The organism is Bacillus sp. OV166 (genome assembly GCF_900177675.1).
GTDB lineage: Bacteria > Bacillota > Bacilli > Bacillales > Cytobacillaceae > Neobacillus.
The window spans coordinates 783,349-801,205 of the sequence record NZ_FXWM01000001.1 but is presented as its reverse complement, the minus strand read 5'-3'; the positions used below and the strand labels follow the sequence as shown (position 1 = coordinate 801,205).

The 17,857-nt window shown below is 38.0% G+C and carries 17 protein-coding genes; 8 read left to right on the top strand and 9 right to left on the bottom strand.

The features are described 5' to 3' along the window. Nucleotides 1-17: 17 nt before the first annotated feature. From CCK98_RS03780 to CCK98_RS03755, 6 genes are all read right to left on the bottom strand, one after another. Complete coding sequence (locus CCK98_RS03780) at nucleotides 18-1,298, bottom strand: Rieske 2Fe-2S domain-containing protein (RefSeq protein ID WP_088085345.1); 1,281 nt, start codon at nucleotides 1,296-1,298, stop codon at nucleotides 18-20. Nucleotides 1,299-1,674: 376 nt separating this feature from the next. Further along, on the bottom strand, nucleotides 1,675-2,526 hold the full coding sequence (locus CCK98_RS03775) for an extradiol ring-cleavage dioxygenase (protein ID WP_088085344.1): 852 nt from the start codon (nucleotides 2,524-2,526) through the stop codon (nucleotides 1,675-1,677). Between the two features lie 24 nt (nucleotides 2,527-2,550). Continuing rightward, nucleotides 2,551-2,745: a 4-oxalocrotonate tautomerase gene (locus CCK98_RS03770; protein WP_088085343.1), complete on the bottom strand. Its 195-nt coding sequence runs from the start codon at nucleotides 2,743-2,745 to the stop codon at nucleotides 2,551-2,553. A 33-nt stretch (nucleotides 2,746-2,778) separates the two neighbouring features. Then, complete coding sequence (locus tag CCK98_RS03765) at nucleotides 2,779-3,564, bottom strand: 2-keto-4-pentenoate hydratase (protein ID WP_088085342.1); 786 nt, start codon at nucleotides 3,562-3,564, stop codon at nucleotides 2,779-2,781. Nucleotides 3,565-3,629: 65 nt separating this feature from the next. After that, on the bottom strand, nucleotides 3,630-4,430 hold the full coding sequence (locus tag CCK98_RS03760; protein ID WP_088085341.1) for a 2-keto-4-pentenoate hydratase: 801 nt from the start codon (nucleotides 4,428-4,430) through the stop codon (nucleotides 3,630-3,632). Between the two features lie 12 nt (nucleotides 4,431-4,442). Further along, on the bottom strand, nucleotides 4,443-5,918 hold the full coding sequence (locus tag CCK98_RS03755; protein ID WP_088085340.1) for an aldehyde dehydrogenase: 1,476 nt from the start codon (nucleotides 5,916-5,918) through the stop codon (nucleotides 4,443-4,445). A 245-nt stretch (nucleotides 5,919-6,163) separates the two neighbouring features. On the opposite strand from CCK98_RS03755, the gene CCK98_RS03750 reads away from it, so the two are divergent. The 4 genes from CCK98_RS03750 (at nucleotide 6,164) to CCK98_RS03735 (ending at nucleotide 10,794) form a co-directional block, all read left to right on the top strand. Continuing rightward, on the top strand, nucleotides 6,164-6,940 hold the full coding sequence (locus tag CCK98_RS03750; protein ID WP_088085339.1) for an IclR family transcriptional regulator: 777 nt from the start codon (nucleotides 6,164-6,166) through the stop codon (nucleotides 6,938-6,940). A gap of 33 nt (nucleotides 6,941-6,973) precedes the next feature. Further along, the gene (locus CCK98_RS03745) at nucleotides 6,974-7,912 is read left to right on the top strand and encodes an amidohydrolase family protein (protein ID WP_088085338.1); all 939 of its coding nucleotides are present in this window, start codon (nucleotides 6,974-6,976) and stop codon (nucleotides 7,910-7,912) included. Between the two features lie 146 nt (nucleotides 7,913-8,058). Then, nucleotides 8,059-8,946 (top strand): LysR family transcriptional regulator, encoded by an 888-nt coding sequence (locus CCK98_RS03740; protein WP_256942522.1) that lies wholly within the window; start codon nucleotides 8,059-8,061, stop codon nucleotides 8,944-8,946. 450 nt (nucleotides 8,947-9,396) lie between these two features. Beyond that, entirely contained in the window at nucleotides 9,397-10,794 is a 1,398-nt protein-coding gene (locus CCK98_RS03735) for a hypothetical protein (protein WP_088085336.1), read from the top strand. Between the two features lie 179 nt (nucleotides 10,795-10,973). Here CCK98_RS03735 and CCK98_RS03730 read toward each other — a convergent pair whose 3' ends face one another. Beyond that, entirely contained in the window at nucleotides 10,974-11,216 is a 243-nt protein-coding gene (locus tag CCK98_RS03730; protein ID WP_088085335.1) for a hypothetical protein, read from the bottom strand. Between the two features lie 259 nt (nucleotides 11,217-11,475). Here CCK98_RS03730 and CCK98_RS03725 point away from each other — a divergent pair, with 259 nt between their 5' ends. The 4 genes from CCK98_RS03725 (at nucleotide 11,476) to CCK98_RS34670 (ending at nucleotide 15,191) form a co-directional block, all read left to right on the top strand. Beyond that, the gene (locus tag CCK98_RS03725) at nucleotides 11,476-12,756 is read left to right on the top strand and encodes a Rieske 2Fe-2S domain-containing protein (protein WP_088085334.1); all 1,281 of its coding nucleotides are present in this window, start codon (nucleotides 11,476-11,478) and stop codon (nucleotides 12,754-12,756) included. A 118-nt stretch (nucleotides 12,757-12,874) separates the two neighbouring features. Next, nucleotides 12,875-14,119 carry a nitrate/nitrite transporter gene (locus CCK98_RS03720; protein ID WP_088085333.1) on the top strand — a complete coding sequence of 415 codons (1,245 nt, stop codon included), beginning with the start codon at nucleotides 12,875-12,877 and terminating at the stop codon, nucleotides 14,117-14,119. Between the two features lie 109 nt (nucleotides 14,120-14,228). Continuing rightward, a complete protein-coding gene (gene glpX, locus CCK98_RS03715; protein ID WP_088085332.1) occupies nucleotides 14,229-14,927 on the top strand; it encodes a class II fructose-bisphosphatase in 699 nt (232 codons plus the stop codon). 15 nt (nucleotides 14,928-14,942) lie between these two features. After that, nucleotides 14,943-15,191 (top strand): hypothetical protein, encoded by a 249-nt coding sequence (locus tag CCK98_RS34670; protein WP_142292120.1) that lies wholly within the window; start codon nucleotides 14,943-14,945, stop codon nucleotides 15,189-15,191. A gap of 150 nt (nucleotides 15,192-15,341) precedes the next feature. Here the strand turns inward: CCK98_RS34670 and CCK98_RS03710 are convergent, their stop codons facing one another. Beyond that, the gene (locus CCK98_RS03710; protein WP_088085331.1) at nucleotides 15,342-16,562 is read right to left on the bottom strand and encodes an amidohydrolase; all 1,221 of its coding nucleotides are present in this window, start codon (nucleotides 16,560-16,562) and stop codon (nucleotides 15,342-15,344) included. Nucleotides 16,563-16,583: 21 nt separating this feature from the next. After that, entirely contained in the window at nucleotides 16,584-17,822 is a 1,239-nt protein-coding gene (locus CCK98_RS03705) for an amidohydrolase family protein (RefSeq protein WP_088085330.1), read from the bottom strand. Nucleotides 17,823-17,857 lie beyond the last annotated feature (35 nt).

The following is a 17,857-nucleotide window of genomic DNA, read 5'->3' as shown; positions in this document are numbered from 1 at the left end:
ATTAAGTTCTTCAACTATTAAACAGCCTCAAAGTCCTTTTCTCTTAATTCAAAAGCTTCCTTTGCACCTTCTTGAAATGGCATACCCTTTGGAAGTAAAACAGAAGCAGAACGAATTCTATGGCTAATAGGATCCAGAGCCGGTAACTTTTCTCCATTTTCTAAAGCTCTTACTGCTTTTAACAAACATTGTCTTGCTTTAATAATAGCTGTATCACTAGTTCCTAACTTTTCTTGAGATCGATCAACGATAGATCCCGCACTTACTTGAACGGCATGATCTTCCATTCCTACCCCAAATATTCCCGCAAACGATTCGCCTCGTTTTTGCATATCTCGATCAATAAGATAATCATTTTCTTTGTTCGCTTGTGTACGGAATGTACCAGGGATCAATAATGGGTGAATTCCAGCTCCAGACTTCATTTGCTCAATTTCCTCTTCTGTCAAATCACGATCAGGTGTCCAACTCCAGCTCCATACCCAACAGTTTTCGTCATCAATAGGCACCCAGGCATGCCCTCCTCGTGGAGCTCCCCCAAACGGAGGGATCATTGTATAGAATGGCATTAGAAACTGTGTAATCCTCCAATAAAAGTGGTCCTCATCCGCTTCTCTTCTTGCACCGATTAATAATCCATAATCTGTATCCGCTACTTCAAAGCGTGGAGCAGAATCCTTCGCTAAGAGTGATGTGCTGTTACTTTTTTTAGAAACTCCTAAACCACCCACGGAACCAGAGTGAAGAATAGATACATGACTAGAATCAATTCCACCCTCCAACGCCTGGAAAAAATTACATTCTTGCTTTTTTCTAGAAAGATAGCGTTGACTATCAGAAACTAGCATCCACTCTTGTTCTGGTAATCCCGGTTTAGATTCAGGTGGTCCCATATATGTCCAAATAACTCCACCACGTTCTTCAGCAGGATAGGACTTAATTTTAACTTTATCCTTAAACTTACTTTCTGGTGGTTCAGAAGGCAAGTCTACACAATTTCCGTTAGTGTCGAACTTCCACCCATGGTATGCGCATCTAAGTCCACATTCTTCGTTGCGGCCGAAAAAGAGAGACACTTTACGGTGTGGGCAGAATTCATCCACGATTCCTAGTTTTCCATTTGTATCACGAAACGCGATTAATTCCTCACCTAAAAGCTTAACTCGTACCGGCGGACAATCCGGGTGAGGAAGCTCCTCTGCTAAAAGTGCTGGGATCCAGTATTGTCTAAGCAAATTCCCCATCGATGTTTCAGGTCCAGTTCTTGTTAATAACTCATTATCTTTAGTAGATAACATATGATGCCCCTCCTAGGTTTCATTTATATTTTATATTTTCATATATAAATAAAGCGTTTTCAAATTGATTCTTTTTATCTAGAACATTGAAAACATTAATAGCTTATCTGAATTAACTTATTAATATTTTTAATAACTGATAATCTTTTAACTTTTCAATGGTTATTTGAGGAGTGTTTTTATTCCACTACTCTCACATAAGGTTTGGAGGGATGAGGAAAAAGCCAAGGCTTTTTTTAGAGCACTTGGCTGCTTAAGTACTTCTAGGTTTACTAAGACTAAGACCAATCGTATTACCTTCTGAAGCAATATCCTCCTACATTTATCTATATCGACCAGGTATTCAACTTACATTCCAGCACATTGACCCCAATTTTTATTTCGCCTCTACAGTATGAGATGGAGTCTGATGATTAAGTTTTGACTTTAGAGGCTCAAAAGTCATAAGTACGTTTCCACTCCCTGAAGATTGACCATAGCCATAATAATTACTTTTCTTACTCTCTTCCAGCACACCCAGCAGTGCAGCCAGATGACGGCCACCTGATTCTACACCAGCATTTTTCGCATACTGAGGCAGCATTTTCCACGCAGAGGAAAGGTCATTGTTGTGTAAATAGTCTAGAAATTGGCGGTCAAGAGCCTGCTCGGACAGGGAGGGCATCATTTCGGGTCCCCTTACAAGGTTATGTGACAGAGCACCGCTACTTATAAACATGATACGTTTATCGCTTTCCCGTAAAACTTTTCCTATTTGTTGACCCCAAGCATAGGTTTCCTCTAAACTAGCTGCCCATGTTACTGAAAGGTCAATCACTGGTATATCCTCATTTGGAATTAGATAGCGAAGAGGGACGATTGTACCGTAATCCCATACGTATGTTGGATCGTCTATCGCTATAACAGGAAGACCCGCCTCTCTCCCTGCAGCTACTAATTGATTTGCCAGCTCTGTATCTCCGGGATAACAGTATGAAACATCAGAAATAAGTTCAGGACACTCGAATGCGGTTAAAATCCCTTTATGTTCAGGCGTTGTATCCACAAAATGTTTAAAACTGGATAACCAATGGCAAGAAATTATCACAATCGTATCAGGCTTTACTTTTTCAATAACCTTTTCAACTTGATGCATTCCCTCCACTATCTCGTTCAGGAATTCCGGAGCTTGATCCTCATGACACATGCGAGGTGTATGAGGTGAAAGAATCCCCAATTCAATCGTCATATCAATTCCTCCCCTTGTTAATGACTATCTATCTGTTCGATCGGAGACAGCGATTCCGCCGATACCCCAGTGTGTTTTAGGTACTTCTGATACAAGAACTCGAACATTTTGTTTCGGTGCATCAAGCGTAGAGCTCACGACTTCTGTTACATTGTGAATGAGTTCCTTCACTTTCGCTTCAGGTCTTCCTTCCATTATCTGAATGTTTACAATCGGCATATCCTGATAACCCCCTCTACATTAAAAAATTTCCTATTCTACCATCTTAAAGGATACTTCTCCTAAACCGTCCAGCTTAGCCGAAACCGTATCTCCAACAGACAACATAACAGCACCTGTTACACCCCCGGTTAAGATCACATCACCTGCTTTTAATTTTTCTCCCTTTCTTGCCAGCATATTGGCTAACATTGCCACTGAATTTGCTGGATGACCAAGAACTGCTGCTCCCGCTCCCAAATCTTTAATTTCTCCATTAATAGAGAGCGTGACACCAACTAAATCAAGCTCTAAGGGACCGGGGTTAGTTAAACGATTCCCAAACACTACTCTCGATGAAGAAGCGTTATCTGCAATCACATCAGGTAACGTAAATCTGAAGTTTTCATAACGGCTATCAATGATTTCCAATGCTGGCACGACATATTCTGTCGCCGCAAGCACTTGAGCACCCGTAATACCAGGACCCTCGATGTCCTTTCCTAAAACAAAGGCGATTTCTGCCTCTACTTTAGGGTGGATTAACTCTTGCATCGAGATAGATGAACCGTCAGGTACCATCATATAATCGAAAATGTAACCATAGATAGGCTCTTCTACATTCATCTGTTTCATTTTAGCCAGGCTTGTTAACCCCATTTTAGGGCCGATAATTCGGTGTCCTTGTTCTAATTTAATAGAAACTAATTGTTCTTGAACTTTGTAAGCATCCTCAACAGTCATGTCTGGATGGTCTACTGTAACTCGAAGAACCTCACGCTTTTCTGTTTCAGCTCGATGTAAAAACTCAGCTGTTGATTGAAAATTGACAGTACTCATTCGTTTTTCCTCCTTATCGAAGAACTATTTCCTGTTCGCCATTGCCGATGATAAATTTTATGGGTCTAACGATTATTAGAAAATCTTACATTTACTTCTCCCAAGTGTGCAAAACGCGCTTGAAAGTGATCGCCTGGCTCTCCATTAATCGCAGCGGAAAGAGCACCCGAAAGAATAACTTCTCCCGCTTTGAGCGTAATGCCATATTCAAATAACTTATTTGCTAACCAAGCTACACAAGTAGCAGGGTGGCCTAAAGCCGCTGCCCCAACTCCAGTGTTCATGATTTCTCCATTTTTATAAAGGACCATTCCGATTTGAGCAAGATCGACTTGATTAATTAATATTGGTTTTCCTCCCAATACATAAAGGCCAGAAGATGCATTATCAGCAACCGTATCTTGTAATTTAATCTTCCACTCCGCTATACGGCTATCTACAATTTCAAGGGCAGGAACCACATAATCGGTAGCTTGTATTACATCCATCACAGTAACTTTTGGTCCTATCAAATCTTTTTTCAATACAAAGGCAATCTCTGCTTCTACTTTCGGCTGAAGTACTTTATTAGAAGAGATTTCTCCTCCATTCTCAATTACCATTCCATCCAGAAGGTGACCATAATCCGGTTGGTCTACCCCCAAAAGCTGCTGCATCGCAACAGAGGTCAAACCAATCTTCTTTCCAACCACTTTCTGACCGGCTGCTATTTTCTTTTCAATAGTGTGTAATTGAACTCGATACGCCTCTTCGATTGTGATAGCCGGCTCAAGTTCAGTGAGGGGAGATACCCCTCGCCCCTGAATCTCTGCTTGAGCCAGATGCTCAGCAAATGTTTCCGTTTTTACAACTTTTGTTTGGCTCAAAATGATTACCTCCTATAACTTGATACAGATATTTGTTAATTCACTATAGAAATCGAAACTGTGCATACCACCCTCACGACCAATTCCGCTCTGCTTCATGCCTCCAAACGGCGTCCGCAGGTCACGTAAAAACCATGTATTTACCCAAACGATACCAGCTTCAATTTCTCCTGCGACACGGTGTGCACGTCGTAAATCATTCGTCCAAATAGAAGCGCTTAAACCGTAATGTGTGTCATTTGCCTGTGCTATCACTTCTTCTTCCTCGTCAAAAGGAATAACTGTTACTACAGGTCCGAAAATCTCTTCGCGAACAACACGGCAATTGCGATCTAAGCCCGTAATAATGGTTGGCTCAAGATAATAACCTTTCTCTAGACCTTCTGGACGTTTACCGCCAGTTAAAATATGCCCGCCTTCTTCCAGGGCCAATTGAATATAATTGGTTACACGCTCATAATGTTCTTGTCCAATGAGGGATCCTACTTTTGTTGCTGGATCGAATGGGTCACCGACAACAAGCTCTTTCGTCTTTGTCACAAACTTTTGTAAAAATTCTTCGTAAACAGGACGTTCTACATAGATGCGTGAACCGCAAAGGCATACTTCACCTTGGTTAATAAAACTGGATTTCAAAGTCGTTTCGATCACTTCATCTAAATCAGAATCAGAGAAGATAATATTTGGGTTTTTGCCGCCAAGTTCATAGGAAAGCTTTTTCAATGATTTTGCAGCTGCTGACATGATTACTTTTCCTGTCGTAGTTTCTCCAGTAAAAGAAATTGCGTCCACATCAGGGTGTTCCGTTAAAGCGGAACCAGCAGAATCCGGACCAAATCCATGTACAATATTTACTACTCCGTCAGGAACACCAGCATCGCGACATATCTCACCGAGCAAAGTAGCCGTCATTGGAGTTAATTCAGCCGGTTTAATAACAGCAGTACTTCCTGCTGCCAAGCATGGGGCAAGCTTCCAAGTTAATAGTAAAAGAGGTAAATTCCATGGATTAATTAGCCCAACAACACCTACAGGGCGACGGATTGAATAATTAATCGCTACATCATCTGTTTGATACGCCTCATTGCCTAAGCCTCTTAAGTAATCTGCAAAGAAGTGAAAATTATAAGCAGCACGTGGAATATCGATTGTACTAGAAAGCCAGTAGGGTTTTCCCGTATCTAAAGACTCCAACTTTGCCAATTCGTCTTTTCTTTCTAAAATGATATCTCCAATACGACGAATAACAGAAATTCTGTCATTCGTGGTCATTTTCTTCCATGGCCCATTTAAAGCTCTTTTTGCTGCTCCCACAGCCAGGTCAATTTCTTCCTTTCCTCCCTCAAAGACTTTACCTAGAACTTCCTGTGTGGCCGGGTTAATATTGTCAAATGTCGTTCCAGTTTTTGAAACAAAATACTGTCCGTTAATAAAATGCTTGCAATCAAATGGCTTTACATTGTTTTCTACTATTGTTCTTGTCTGCATTATTGAAAACCTCCCAATATTCTAAAAAAGTATAAAAAATTCAAACTGTTTTGAACTTCTTGGTATTTATAGTAACGAGATGGAGTTCATTATACAACACCGCTGTTCTTCTATATGCAACAAATAAATAAAAATTTAAAATTTTTTTGAATATTGCACCTATAATATAAATTAAGTTACAATAAATTGTATTCCATATAAGACTTAAGTTCTTTTATATGCAACAAGTACAAAGGAGAATGTAAATGGGGACTATCAATAATCAAGATTATCTACTTTCTTCAGTAAAGAATGCTCTTCGTCTATTACGGAGCTTCTCACTAGATGAGCCAGAGAAAAAGGTAACTGACTTGGCTTCTTCATTGGGGCTGGGAAAAAGCACTGTTAGCCGTTTATTGGCCACTCTCGCAAGTGAAGGGTTTGTGACTAAGGACCCTGAGACACAAAAATATCGTTTAGGTCTCACCATTCTTAATTTAAATACCATCGTCACTTCAAACCTTGAAATTAGTCGTGAATCACAACCTGTTCTCCGAAAGCTGGTTGATGAGGTTGGAGAAACTGCCCAAATTGCTGTTTTAGAAAATATGGATGTTGTTTATATAAATAGGGCAGAGTGCAAACATCCCGTACAAATATTTACCCATATCGGAAGAAGAAACCCTCTTCATTGTACGAGTTCGGGAAAAGTAATCCTTGCCCACCAGAACGAGGAAACAATTGAACAATTTATCGAAAATGGACTTGAAAAATATACGATGAATACATTAGCAAATCCTGATGATCTTCGTAACAGACTAAGAACTATAAAGGAAAACGGATATTCCGCGAGTGTTGAAGAACTTCTCGAAGGGGTTGCATCAGTTGCTGCACCAATAAGGGACTATACTGGAAAAGTCATGTACGCTGTAAGTGTTGCCGGACCGGTCCACCGCATGAATCCTCACAACCTTACGCTTATTAATAAAGTAAAAAATGCTGCTAATGAAATATCTGAGAGACTAGGGTATTGGAAACATTAAATTATTCAAAAACTAATAGGGAGCGTGATTATTTTGTTTGATATGCATACTCACTTCATTCCACCCGAGGTATTGCTTTGGCTTAAGGATAACAAAGATTTAGTTCAAGCAAGATGGGAGAAAAAATCGCCAGATCAAGCTGATTTTCTTACGGTAAATAACAAATGGGGATTTGAGCTGAAAGAGTCATTTATCAATCCTAAATTATATCTGCAGGAACAAGAAAATGCTGGCGTGTCTCATTCCCTTATCTCACCTATTCCCCAGCTTTTTATGTATGATTTTCCTGAATATATTACAAGTGAACTTTCAACAGTCTATAATCGTTCACTAGCCGATTTGATTCATGACAACAGTAAGCGATTATCGGCATTAGCTACCATTCCATTGAACAACCCTGTTAATGCAGCAAACGAATTAAAACATGCGATGAATTTAGGATTAAATGGAGCCATTATTGGACCGGGGCTTTCAAATGTTATGTTAACTGATGATCTTTTTACTCCTTTTTGGGAAGAAGCCAATTATCAAAAAGCCATTATTTTTATTCATCCTCTGCTTTGTGAAGATCCGCGGCTGCAGAAAAGGATGATGCCTAATCTAATCGGGGTACCGTGGGAAACAACCATTTGTGCAGCTGACTTATTGTTAAGTGGTTTTCTAGACAAATATCCAAGTGTGAAAATTTTACTAGCTCATGGTGGTGGCTTTCTTCCCTACCAGATTGGTCGTTTAAATAAAGGATATGAAAAGTGGACAGGTGTCTCTAATTCATTGCAGGCTCCTCCAGAAGATTACTTACGTCGTTTTTGGTTTGATAACGTACTTTGGAACAATTCAAGTTTGAATTTTTTAATAGAAACGGTAGGATATGACAGGGTAGTTCCTGGATCGGACTTTCCTTTCGATCTATGCACATGGCCTCCTATAACAAATAATGAGAGTGGTGTTAAATCTCTCCTATCTATCTAAAAAATTCAGCCTGATAATATTTCCTATTCTGAATTTTATTTATATAATAAAAAGTGGATTAATTATATATGAACTGGTTTTGACAAGGGTTTTGACACTTGTATGGGATGTTATTATATTTTTACCTGGGAGTGAAATTGACAACAATGGAATTAAAGAATATTGAAGCATTCCTAATGGTAATAGAAAAAGGTAGTTTTTCTGCTGCAGCTGATGCCCTGTATATTACCCAACCATCTATCAGCGTTCGGATTCAACAACTTGAAAAAGAATTAAATAGTATTTTATTTAAAAGAGAAAATGGGAGGAAAACAACAGAGTTAACCTATTCTGGCAGGGAAATTTATCCCTGTTTTCATGAGGCCTTTCAACTTATCGAGAAGGGAAAAAATATACTTGTAGATAAACCAGTAACTCCCAAGCAAATAAAAATATCTTGTACCCATCATATGGGTGTAGAGATCATGCCAGAAATATTGAAAATCTTATATGAATGCTTTCCCGGGATTGAATTCCCTATAGAAATTAGATCGACAGAACAAATAATTGAGGATATTAAAACTGGTGAAATTGATATTGGATTTGCTAACCTAGATCCGAAAGAGAATCATCCTGATCTTTCAGTAATTAAGATGGCCGAGGTGCAAAATATTCTTGTTTGTGCACCTGATCATCCTCTTACAAAACTAGATAAAATTCTACCGTCTGATTTGGAGAACCAACGTATTATTGTGTACAATCGAGAATTTGTTACCTCAAAGATTTTAGGTGAATTTCTAGAGAAAAATCATTTAAGAGAATATAAAGAAGTGGAGATTAGTAATGTAGGCTGGTTAAAAATGATGGTTCGTAAGGGATTGGGGATTGCATTCTTACAAGAGATTATAGTAAAAGAAGAACTAAAGAATGGAAAACTTAAAAAAGTTTCTCTTCGTAAATCTCTTCCATCAACCTCTATTTACTTTTTTTCACATTCTAAAGTACCTCAAAATATCATAGAATCGATTATACAAACTTCGAACAGAATTTTTTAATAACATTGATATTTTGCAAACGAATTCAGTAGTCAAAAAATGTTGCCAAGTTCACACTTTCAGGATCGACCTGTAAACAAGCTTCACAATGCTAAAGGCGGACTAATTTTGTTGCTTGGCAACGATTATGAAAACTTAGATGCACCCATATTTAGCATAGAGTGTATATGATCAACCTAGGCCAGATATATCCTTCACTTGTTCCTCAAAATATCGACCACAACCATTATTTATTGTGTGTACCCCGTACTCATCCTCGATTCTGACACCATAAAAAACCTCTAATTCCGTTAGATATTTCATAACATTATATAGGTGGACCTGTTATAGAAGATTTATATAAAGTATATAAATAAATTCAATTTGAAAATCAAAAATATTATCCATATACTGATTGAGAATTATCAAAGTATTATTACATTTATGAGGACAAAGGATAGTGAGTAAATCATGTATATGGTAAAGTTACTGCGACTTTCAAGAGCATTTATTTTCAATCTACTATTTTTGGTTTATATTATTCAACTATTTATATCTTTTAAACAATCAGGATTAATTTTGAGTATTTGCAGTTTGTTTGCATTTTTATTCTCTTTATCAGGTCTTCAAGTTTTTTATCAATTAATCATATGTTTATCTTTTTCAATTTCTCTAATCGTGATGTATTTAAATGATATGTTTACATGGCAAGCTTTAACTTATTTTTCTGGGATGACAAATATTCTTGTCCTACTAACGTACTCCTCATTTTTTGCCATTCCAGTAATATTAGGTGAGTATCCGCAAAAAATATATAGTTTTTTTAAAACAAAACTAACTTCATTTAAAGGTTTGTATACAACATTTTCAGTCGTTACTTTTATTATATGTTCCGTGATGGCAGCTTCGGCTATTCCTACTATACAGACATCATTATCTAATTTCTTAAAAAAACTCCCTCCTTCATTTGTTAATAAATTTCAATCTATTACTTTTGTTAGACCATTTATTATGACATTATTTTGGACTCCTATTGCTGCTGCCCCGACAATTGCTATTTCCGGAACAGGAGCTAAGGCATCAGTTGTATTACCAATTACTTTTTCTTTGGCGATTCTACTTTTATTATTAGATATTTCAACTAGTTATTTTCGATTAAGAGGCGAGGTTAATAAAGAGTTTTCAGTTGATGAGAGTGATCGAGAGCACTTAATTACAAAGAAGGAAAAAACAAGTTTATTATACTTTCTTTTAAATTTTTTGATTTTTATTGGATTGATTTTATTTATAAGCCATTGGTTTTCTTATTCCATACTTGATTCGGTGATTATGATAATTATCCCTTATTCCTTTATTTGGTCGTTGACATTAAAAAAAGGGGCACAATATTTCAGAAATCTAAAGATTCGATTACTAGTAAATGTTCCTCAAGTTTATCCACAGGTAGCACTTTTTATCGCAATTTCTGTCTTAATCAATATTATTGATCATTCGGATGTAAGTCATATGATTAATAATATTGTACAAATAATATGCCTATCGATTGGACCATTTTTTTTATTATTTATTAGTTTCATTGTATTTATTTTGACTTGGACTGGTATTATCCCTCAATTAGTCGTTGTTTTAGTAACACAGACATTGAATTTACACTTTATGAATGTTTCACCGGAATGGTTAGCGTTAGCGATACTTGGTGGTGCTTTAGCGGGGTCAGCTTCAAGTCCGTTTACAATGAATGCAAACATAGTAGCAGTAACAATAAATGAAAGTCCGATGAATGTAGTAAGGCATAATTTGATATTTGCTTTACTTATATTCTTTGTAACTTCCTTTTTGGCTGTTTTTTTACAAATATATTTCGGATAATTATTAATAGAGTGAGGAATTTTTAGATAAAGTTAAAATCCAAAAACGTTAACAATGAATGCAATACGGGGAGTATTATCCTTAAAAATAAAAATGCATGTAGAGGAAAAATATCATTTCTCTACATGCAGTGTTGAGTAACAAAAATTGACCTTAAAGTTATTTTGTAATATCCAACCTTACCAGACTTGAGCTACCTGGGCCAATTCCGCTGCCTCCCAAACCGGTAAAACAGTGAAACCATCTTGTTTTGCCAACTCCCAATTTTCATCACCAAGTCGAAGACCAATAACTACATCAATTCCATGACTTCTAAGGAAATTTGCTCGTTGCTGTCCCCCATTTTCTTGATAACCAAGAATCGCAACTGTTTTGTTGCTATAACATTTTAAAATTAATTGTTCATGTTCTTTATTATTCATATACTTTAACCTTCCTTCCTAAATATTTTTAAAAATAAAATGACAAATTAACATTTTTGAATTTTCTTTTAATTATATAGTTGAAACTACCAGTAGACAAATTGATGATTTTAATTCAACCTATAAAGAATATTAATAAGTTAATACTATTAGTAAGCTATTAATGTTTTCTATGTTTCAGATAAAAAGAATCAATTTGAAAACGCTTTATTTATATATGAAAATATAAAATATAAATGAAACCTAGGAGGGGCATCATATGTTATCTACTAAAGATAATGAGTTATTAACAAGAACTGGACCTGAAACATCGATGGGGAATTTGCTTAGACAATACTGGATCCCAGCACTTTTAGCAGAGGAGCTTCCTCACCCGGATTGTCCGCCGGTACGAGTTAAGCTTTTAGGTGAGGAATTAATCGCGTTTCGTGATACAAATGGAAAACTAGGAATCGTGGATGAATTCTGCCCACACCGTAAAGTGTCTCTCTTTTTTGGCCGCAACGAAGAATGTGGACTTAGATGCGCATACCATGGGTGGAAGTTCGACACTAACGGAAATTGTGTAGACTTGCCTTCTGAACCACCAGAAAGTAAGTTTAAGGATAAAGTTAAAATTAAGTCCTATCCTTCTGAAGAACGTGGTGGAGTTATTTGGACATATATGGGACCACCTGAATCTAAACCGGGATTACCAGAACAAGAGTGGATGCTAGTTTCTGATAGTCAACGCTATCTTTCTAGAAAAAAGCAAGAATGTAATTTTTTCCAGGCGTTGGAGGGTGGAATTGATTCTAGTCATGTATCTATTCTTCACTCTGGTTCCGTGGGTGGTTTAGGAGTTTCTAAAAAAAGTAACAGCACATCACTCTTAGCGAAGGATTCTGCTCCACGCTTTGAAGTAGCGGATACAGATTATGGATTATTAATCGGTGCAAGAAGAGAAGCGGATGAGGACCACTTTTATTGGAGGATTACACAGTTTCTAATGCCATTCTATACAATGATCCCTCCGTTTGGGGGAGCTCCACGAGGAGGGCATGCCTGGGTGCCTATTGATGACGAAAACTGTTGGGTATGGAGCTGGAGTTGGACACCTGATCGTGATTTGACAGAAGAGGAAATTGAGCAAATGAAGTCTGGAGCTGGAATTCACCCATTATTGATCCCTGGTACATTCCGTACACAAGCGAACAAAGAAAATGATTACCTTATTGATCGAGAAATGCAAAAAAGGGGCGAATCGTTTGCGGGAATATTTGGGGTAGGAATGGAAGATCATGCCGTTCAAGTAAGTGCGGGATCTATCGTTGATCGATCTCAAGAAAAGTTAGGTACTAGTGATACAGCTATTATTAAAGCAAGACAATGTTTGTTAAAAGCAGTAAGGGCTTTAGAAAATGGAGAAAAGTTACCGGCTCTGGATCCTATTAGCCATAGAATTCGTTCTGCTTCTGTTTTACTTCCAAAGGGTATGCCATTTCAAGAAGGTGCAAAGGAAGCTTTTGAATTAAGAGAAAAGGACTTTGAGGCTGTATAACAGGAAACGTAACAATCAATATTTACAATTCTAAAAAATTTTGAGTAGAAAAATTCCATTTGAATCAAGTTTTTGATAAATATTATTTTATATAAAATAATAGGAGGAATAAGAAAAGATGAATCCAAAGTTGAAAACAGCTTTTATCGCCTTATCGATTGCATGGTTGGCATATTTACTTTCATATGTAAGTAGAGTGTCGTGGTCTCCGATTATTCCTCTAGCGTCTGGTGACTTGGGTATAAACGCTGCTCAAGCGGGAAGTTACATGACAGCTTTTTATATCGGATATGTTGTTACACAAATTCCTGGTGGTTTTTTAATTGACCGATTTGGTTATCGGAAAGTTTTATTAGGATGCTTTTCTATACTTGGCGTGTCTACACTTCTAACAGGAGCTGCACCTAGTTACGAAATGGGAATGGTAACTAGGATAATTTCAGGGATTGGTTCAGGGGCTATTTTTTCTGCTGGAATTGTTGTAATAAATGATTGGTTTCCTGAGAAGAGACGTGGACTTGCTAATGGGATATTTATGACATCTACTTCTTTTGCTGTTTCATTGGTAAACTTGTATGTCCCTGCCATTTCTAGTGGATTTGGGTGGAGATCTGCATTTTATGTTTCAGGTATTCTTCCTTTGATAGGACTAGTGGTCGCATTCTTTTATTTAAAGGAATTCACTCCCGCTTCTCAAAAGGTAAAAGAAGGTAATAGGGATAAGGCATCCGGTCGTGAGATTTTGTCACTATTGAAAAATAAGAATCTCATTTTAACAGGCCTAGCTGGTTTTGGCGGGCAATGGGCCACTACCGCAACTTTCACATGGGCAAATTCGTATTTAAATAAATCATTGCATCTTTCTCTTGTACAAGCTGGTCTATTTATGTCTATCTTTGGATTTGCAGCATTACTATCTAAACCAGTTACAGGAATTTTGTCGGACTATCTTGATCGTAAAATTCTCACATGTTGGATTCTAATATTATTAGGCCCAGTGTTACTATGGTTTGGACTTAATGAAAATGTATCGTTGTTATATTTGATCATTCCAATGATGGGGATTTTAGGCTACGCATTTTATCCTGTTTTGAATACCGTAATTGGACAATCGGTAGAAAAAAGACTATTGGGAACAGCATCAGGATTAGTAAATGCAATTTGGCAATTAGGTGCTATGCTATCACCATTAGCTGTTGGTGCTGTAATTGATACGACGGGTAATTACTTTTATTGTTTTGCTACAATGGCTATTGGTCCATTTTTAGGAGGTTTAGTATTCTTATTTGTTAAATTAGAGAAAAAGACTGTTAGGATTAAGAAAAATACTGTAGAAGAAGTTCCAATGGTCAATGCAAAATAAAACAATCGCTGGTAGATTAATGAGGGTGATCCTGTTGTCATGAGGAGTATATCCCTTTTGCCAATGTGTACTTTGTGGGAACGCTTTATACTGTTCTTTGGGTCTAGTGATGGACTTTCTTACAGTCTCACAACAAGCAGCGATTGCCGCTTATCCTTGGATCGGTAAGGGATATAAAATCGTGGCTGATGGGGCTGGCACGATTGCGATGCGTGACCGCATGAACCTTATTGATATGCAAGGAATAATTGTCATCGGTGAAGGCGAAATGGATGAAGCTCCAATGCTGTACATTAATGAAGAGCTCGGAACCGGAATGGGCCCGGCGGTTGATATCGCTGTCGCCCCTGTTGAAGGAACTACACTAATGTCAAAGGGTCAAGAAAATTCACTTGCAGTTATCGCTGTTGCCGAGCGAGGAAGTCTATTACATGCCCCAGATATGTACATGAAAAAGATTGCTGTCGGCCCGAAAGCAAAAGGGCGTATCGATATTGAGTTATCGTTAACGGAAAACATGAAAGCTGTAGCGAGCGCACTTGGTAAGGATATAAATGATTTAACCGTCATGATTCAGGACCGGCCGCGTCATGAAGGGTTAATGAATGAGGTAATGGCAGCTGGTGCCCGTTTGAAGTTGTTTTCGGATGTCGATATTACAGGTGCTATTGGAACCGCTATTGATGAAATTGATGTTGATATATTAGTAGGAACAGGTGGTGCACAAGAAGGAGTCATTGCTGCCACAGCCTTAAAATGCCTTAATAGCCATAATTGTTTTATCTGTCACTTCCCATATTGCTCCTAAACTTTTTGTTGAAACGTGAAATGGATCCTTTTTGTCAGCCAAACCATTCTAGGGATCTTTATTGTCGACAAATTAATGATGACGAATATGGCAATCTTGGAGACCGAAAAAGCTAGGGCATTAGTTAATCCAGAATTTATCCAAAACCAAACCATTCGGCAATATGCAATTATGATTCAAGTAGCCATAACGATTTTCATTTTCTGCATCTCAGTATTCAAGCCTTGGAAAAAGAAGAAACTTGTAGTGAAGCGCTCTAGTTAAGGTAAGTAGGCAACCTCTAAAAAGATTTACTCCAGTTAACTAGAGATATAAACAAGGGATACTGTTATTTCGACAGTACCCCTTGTTTTATAACATCCATCTTCCCTTTTGTTTTCTACTGGAACCTATCCAAGTTCTTAAAAACAATGTTTACAGTTGTCCAAATACAACTTTTCCTTTAAAAATAACTGCTTCGCGCTCTGGTGTTCTAGCAACTGCTTCAGCAGAACATGATGCTTTTACAAGAACAAAATTTGCTTCATCGCCTACCAGAGGCCAGGTCACTTCACCGTCTTTCGTTAATGGGGTAGGTCCCCCAGTAGCATACTTTAGTGTCTGAGCTAATGCACGTTCGTCACTTTTCCGGTACAGCTCACTATATCGGGTTACCTTTTCTAAAACATCTCCTGTTCCATATGGCCCCCAAGAGTCATAGAACCCATCACACCCTAAATACACGTTTACTCCCCTTCGATCTAATAAATCAATTGGAGGCAGAGTTTTTGTAATTGGAATTGTAGACATAACCGAAATTCCTAACTTGCTCAATTTATCGGCGATTTCTTCCTGTTGTGGAACTGGTACTTCTCCTAGACTAAATGCATGGCTTACAGCCACGCGATTGTGCCATTTCGCTTCTTCTACCATTTCTGTCAATTTATCTATCGTATAAAAACCAACATGGCCGCTGTCATGCAAATGGATATCTACATCTGCATCAAATTCTGTTGCTAGATTCATCACTTCATAGAGTGATTTTTCGATATTGCGGTCAATTCCAGCTGGGTCTAACCCACCAACTAATTGGGCACCTGATCTCATTGCCTCTTTCATAAGTGGAATGACATTTTCAGTTAATAATCCATGCTGCGGGAAAGCAACAATCTCGTAGGTTAGCTTATCAGTGTAATCCTCCAACGCTGCTTTTACGCCTTCTAAATTTTTCAGACCAATATAAGGGTCAATATTTACATGGGTGCGGATGTGTGTGGATCCTTGTGAAAGCAGTAAGTCAATCATGGTACTAGCACGCTGTTTTGTTGTTGGCGCCAATTCCTCAAGTTCCATTGCCTCCATACGTAATCGGTCCTTCAAATTTTTTGCAGGTATAGGAGCCTTCCAATCAAGTGAAAGATAGGTTTTATCCAAATGGTTGTGCATTTCTTTAAAGGTAGGTAACGCCAAACAACATTTTCCGTCCACAGTATACTCGCCCGATGGAATGTTATAACGCAGCTTTTGCTTTTCAGCAATTTTCCCACCCTGAATTTTCAAATGGAAAAGCTCTGTCTTTGTTTCATAGACTCCTTTTTCATCTTGTACATAGCCTGTCTCTAACCGAACATTTGTCAACCAATATGAGGTAGTCATTCTTTCTCCTCCTTTATAAGTTTAAACACTCACTAGGTCTGTGTCTTCTAGTTTACTTTCAACCTTTTTTCCTTTAAAAAACAAAGCTTCTACCGGTGCTCTTCTTGCGACTGCTTCTGCTGAACAAGTTGCCTTTACTAGCATCATCGTTGCATCATCGCCAACCTTTGGCCAGACACGCTCACCTTTTTCATTCAGTGGTGTTACACCGCCAGTGCCGTATTTTAGGGCAGCTGATAATGAATATTCGTCACTCATGCGGAATCTTTCAGCAAGAACCCCTAGCTTTTGGATCGAGTTTCCAGTTCCAAATGGAGACCAGTGGTCTGTAATACTGTCATGTCCAACAGATACTTGAATCCCTAATTTATCAAGAGTTGGTATCGGAATTGTCGCCCGATTTATAGGAACAGTGGTGGTAACATCCATCTCTTGTTCTTTTAGAATAGCAGTGATTTCATTAAGTTCCTCACCATCCAGGTCACCTAATGCAATCCCATGGCTAATCGTGGCTCTACCTTTAAGTCCAGATTCCTTCGTATAATAAGCCATGCGTTCAAATGTAAATGCTCCTAATGTATTCGGATCATGTAAATGAATATCTACGCCCTTATTGTTTTCAACAGCAATATCAAAAATAGTGCTTAAAGATTTTTCAATGTTCCGATCCACAGTCGCAGGGTCGACGCCTCCAACTAATGTCGCGCCATTCTTCATCGCATCACGAATGAGCTGAACTGAGTCACTTTTTAATAAACCGTGCTGTGGAAAGGCAACAATCTCATAGGTAAGAACATCCTCATATTTTTTCAATGCATTGACGGTTACCTCAAGATTTTTAAGTCCAATCACTGGGTCAACATTACAATGGGTGCGAATATGGGTATGGCCGTTTTTAATAAATAGTTCAATCATTTTCTCTGCACGCTCTTGGGCTGTCGGCAGGAGCTTTGGCAGCAGTTCTTTTTCTTCTTCTAATCTGGTAAAAATGCCTTTTGTGATGGGCGTACATGCTTTCCATGGTCCACCATAATAGGTTTTATCGATATGAATATGCATATCCCTTAAGGATGGCAGCAATAGCTGACAATAAGCATCATGCTGCTTAACCTTTGTATTAGGAATTTCATTTGTAATTTCAGTAATTTTACCGCCTTCAATTTTCAAGTGGCAAATTTCTGTCTTGGTTGCGACAATTCGATCATTTTCATAAATGAAACCTTTTTCTAAGCAGACATTCGTTAACCAAAAAATTGTCATTCCTATTCCCTCCTAAGTTATAGAACTAGGAAAAG

Bases quoted from the DNA above. Each gene is read 5' to 3' on its own strand.
- CCK98_RS03780 (WP_088085345.1), bottom strand. From the start codon at position 1,298: ATGTTATCTACTAAAGATAATGAGTTATTAACAAGAACTGGACCTGAA.
- CCK98_RS03775 (WP_088085344.1), bottom strand. From the start codon at position 2,526: ATGACGATTGAATTGGGGATTCTTTCACCTCATACACCTCGCATGTGT.
- CCK98_RS03770 (WP_088085343.1), bottom strand. From the start codon at position 2,745: ATGCCGATTGTAAACATTCAGATAATGGAAGGAAGACCTGAAGCGAAA.
- CCK98_RS03765 (WP_088085342.1), bottom strand. From the start codon at position 3,564: ATGAGTACTGTCAATTTTCAATCAACAGCTGAGTTTTTACATCGAGCT.
- CCK98_RS03755 (WP_088085340.1), bottom strand. From the start codon at position 5,918: ATGCAGACAAGAACAATAGTAGAAAACAATGTAAAGCCATTTGATTGC.
- CCK98_RS03750 (WP_088085339.1), top strand. From the start codon at position 6,164: ATGGGGACTATCAATAATCAAGATTATCTACTTTCTTCAGTAAAGAAT.
- CCK98_RS03740 (WP_256942522.1), top strand. From the start codon at position 8,059: ATGGAATTAAAGAATATTGAAGCATTCCTAATGGTAATAGAAAAAGGT.
- CCK98_RS03735 (WP_088085336.1), top strand. From the start codon at position 9,397: ATGTATATGGTAAAGTTACTGCGACTTTCAAGAGCATTTATTTTCAAT.
- CCK98_RS03730 (WP_088085335.1), bottom strand. From the start codon at position 11,216: ATGAATAATAAAGAACATGAACAATTAATTTTAAAATGTTATAGCAAC.
- CCK98_RS03725 (WP_088085334.1), top strand. From the start codon at position 11,476: ATGTTATCTACTAAAGATAATGAGTTATTAACAAGAACTGGACCTGAA.
- CCK98_RS03720 (WP_088085333.1), top strand. From the start codon at position 12,875: ATGAATCCAAAGTTGAAAACAGCTTTTATCGCCTTATCGATTGCATGG.
- glpX (WP_088085332.1), top strand. From the start codon at position 14,229: ATGGACTTTCTTACAGTCTCACAACAAGCAGCGATTGCCGCTTATCCT.
- CCK98_RS03710 (WP_088085331.1), bottom strand. From the start codon at position 16,562: ATGACTACCTCATATTGGTTGACAAATGTTCGGTTAGAGACAGGCTAT.
- CCK98_RS03705 (WP_088085330.1), bottom strand. From the start codon at position 17,822: ATGACAATTTTTTGGTTAACGAATGTCTGCTTAGAAAAAGGTTTCATT.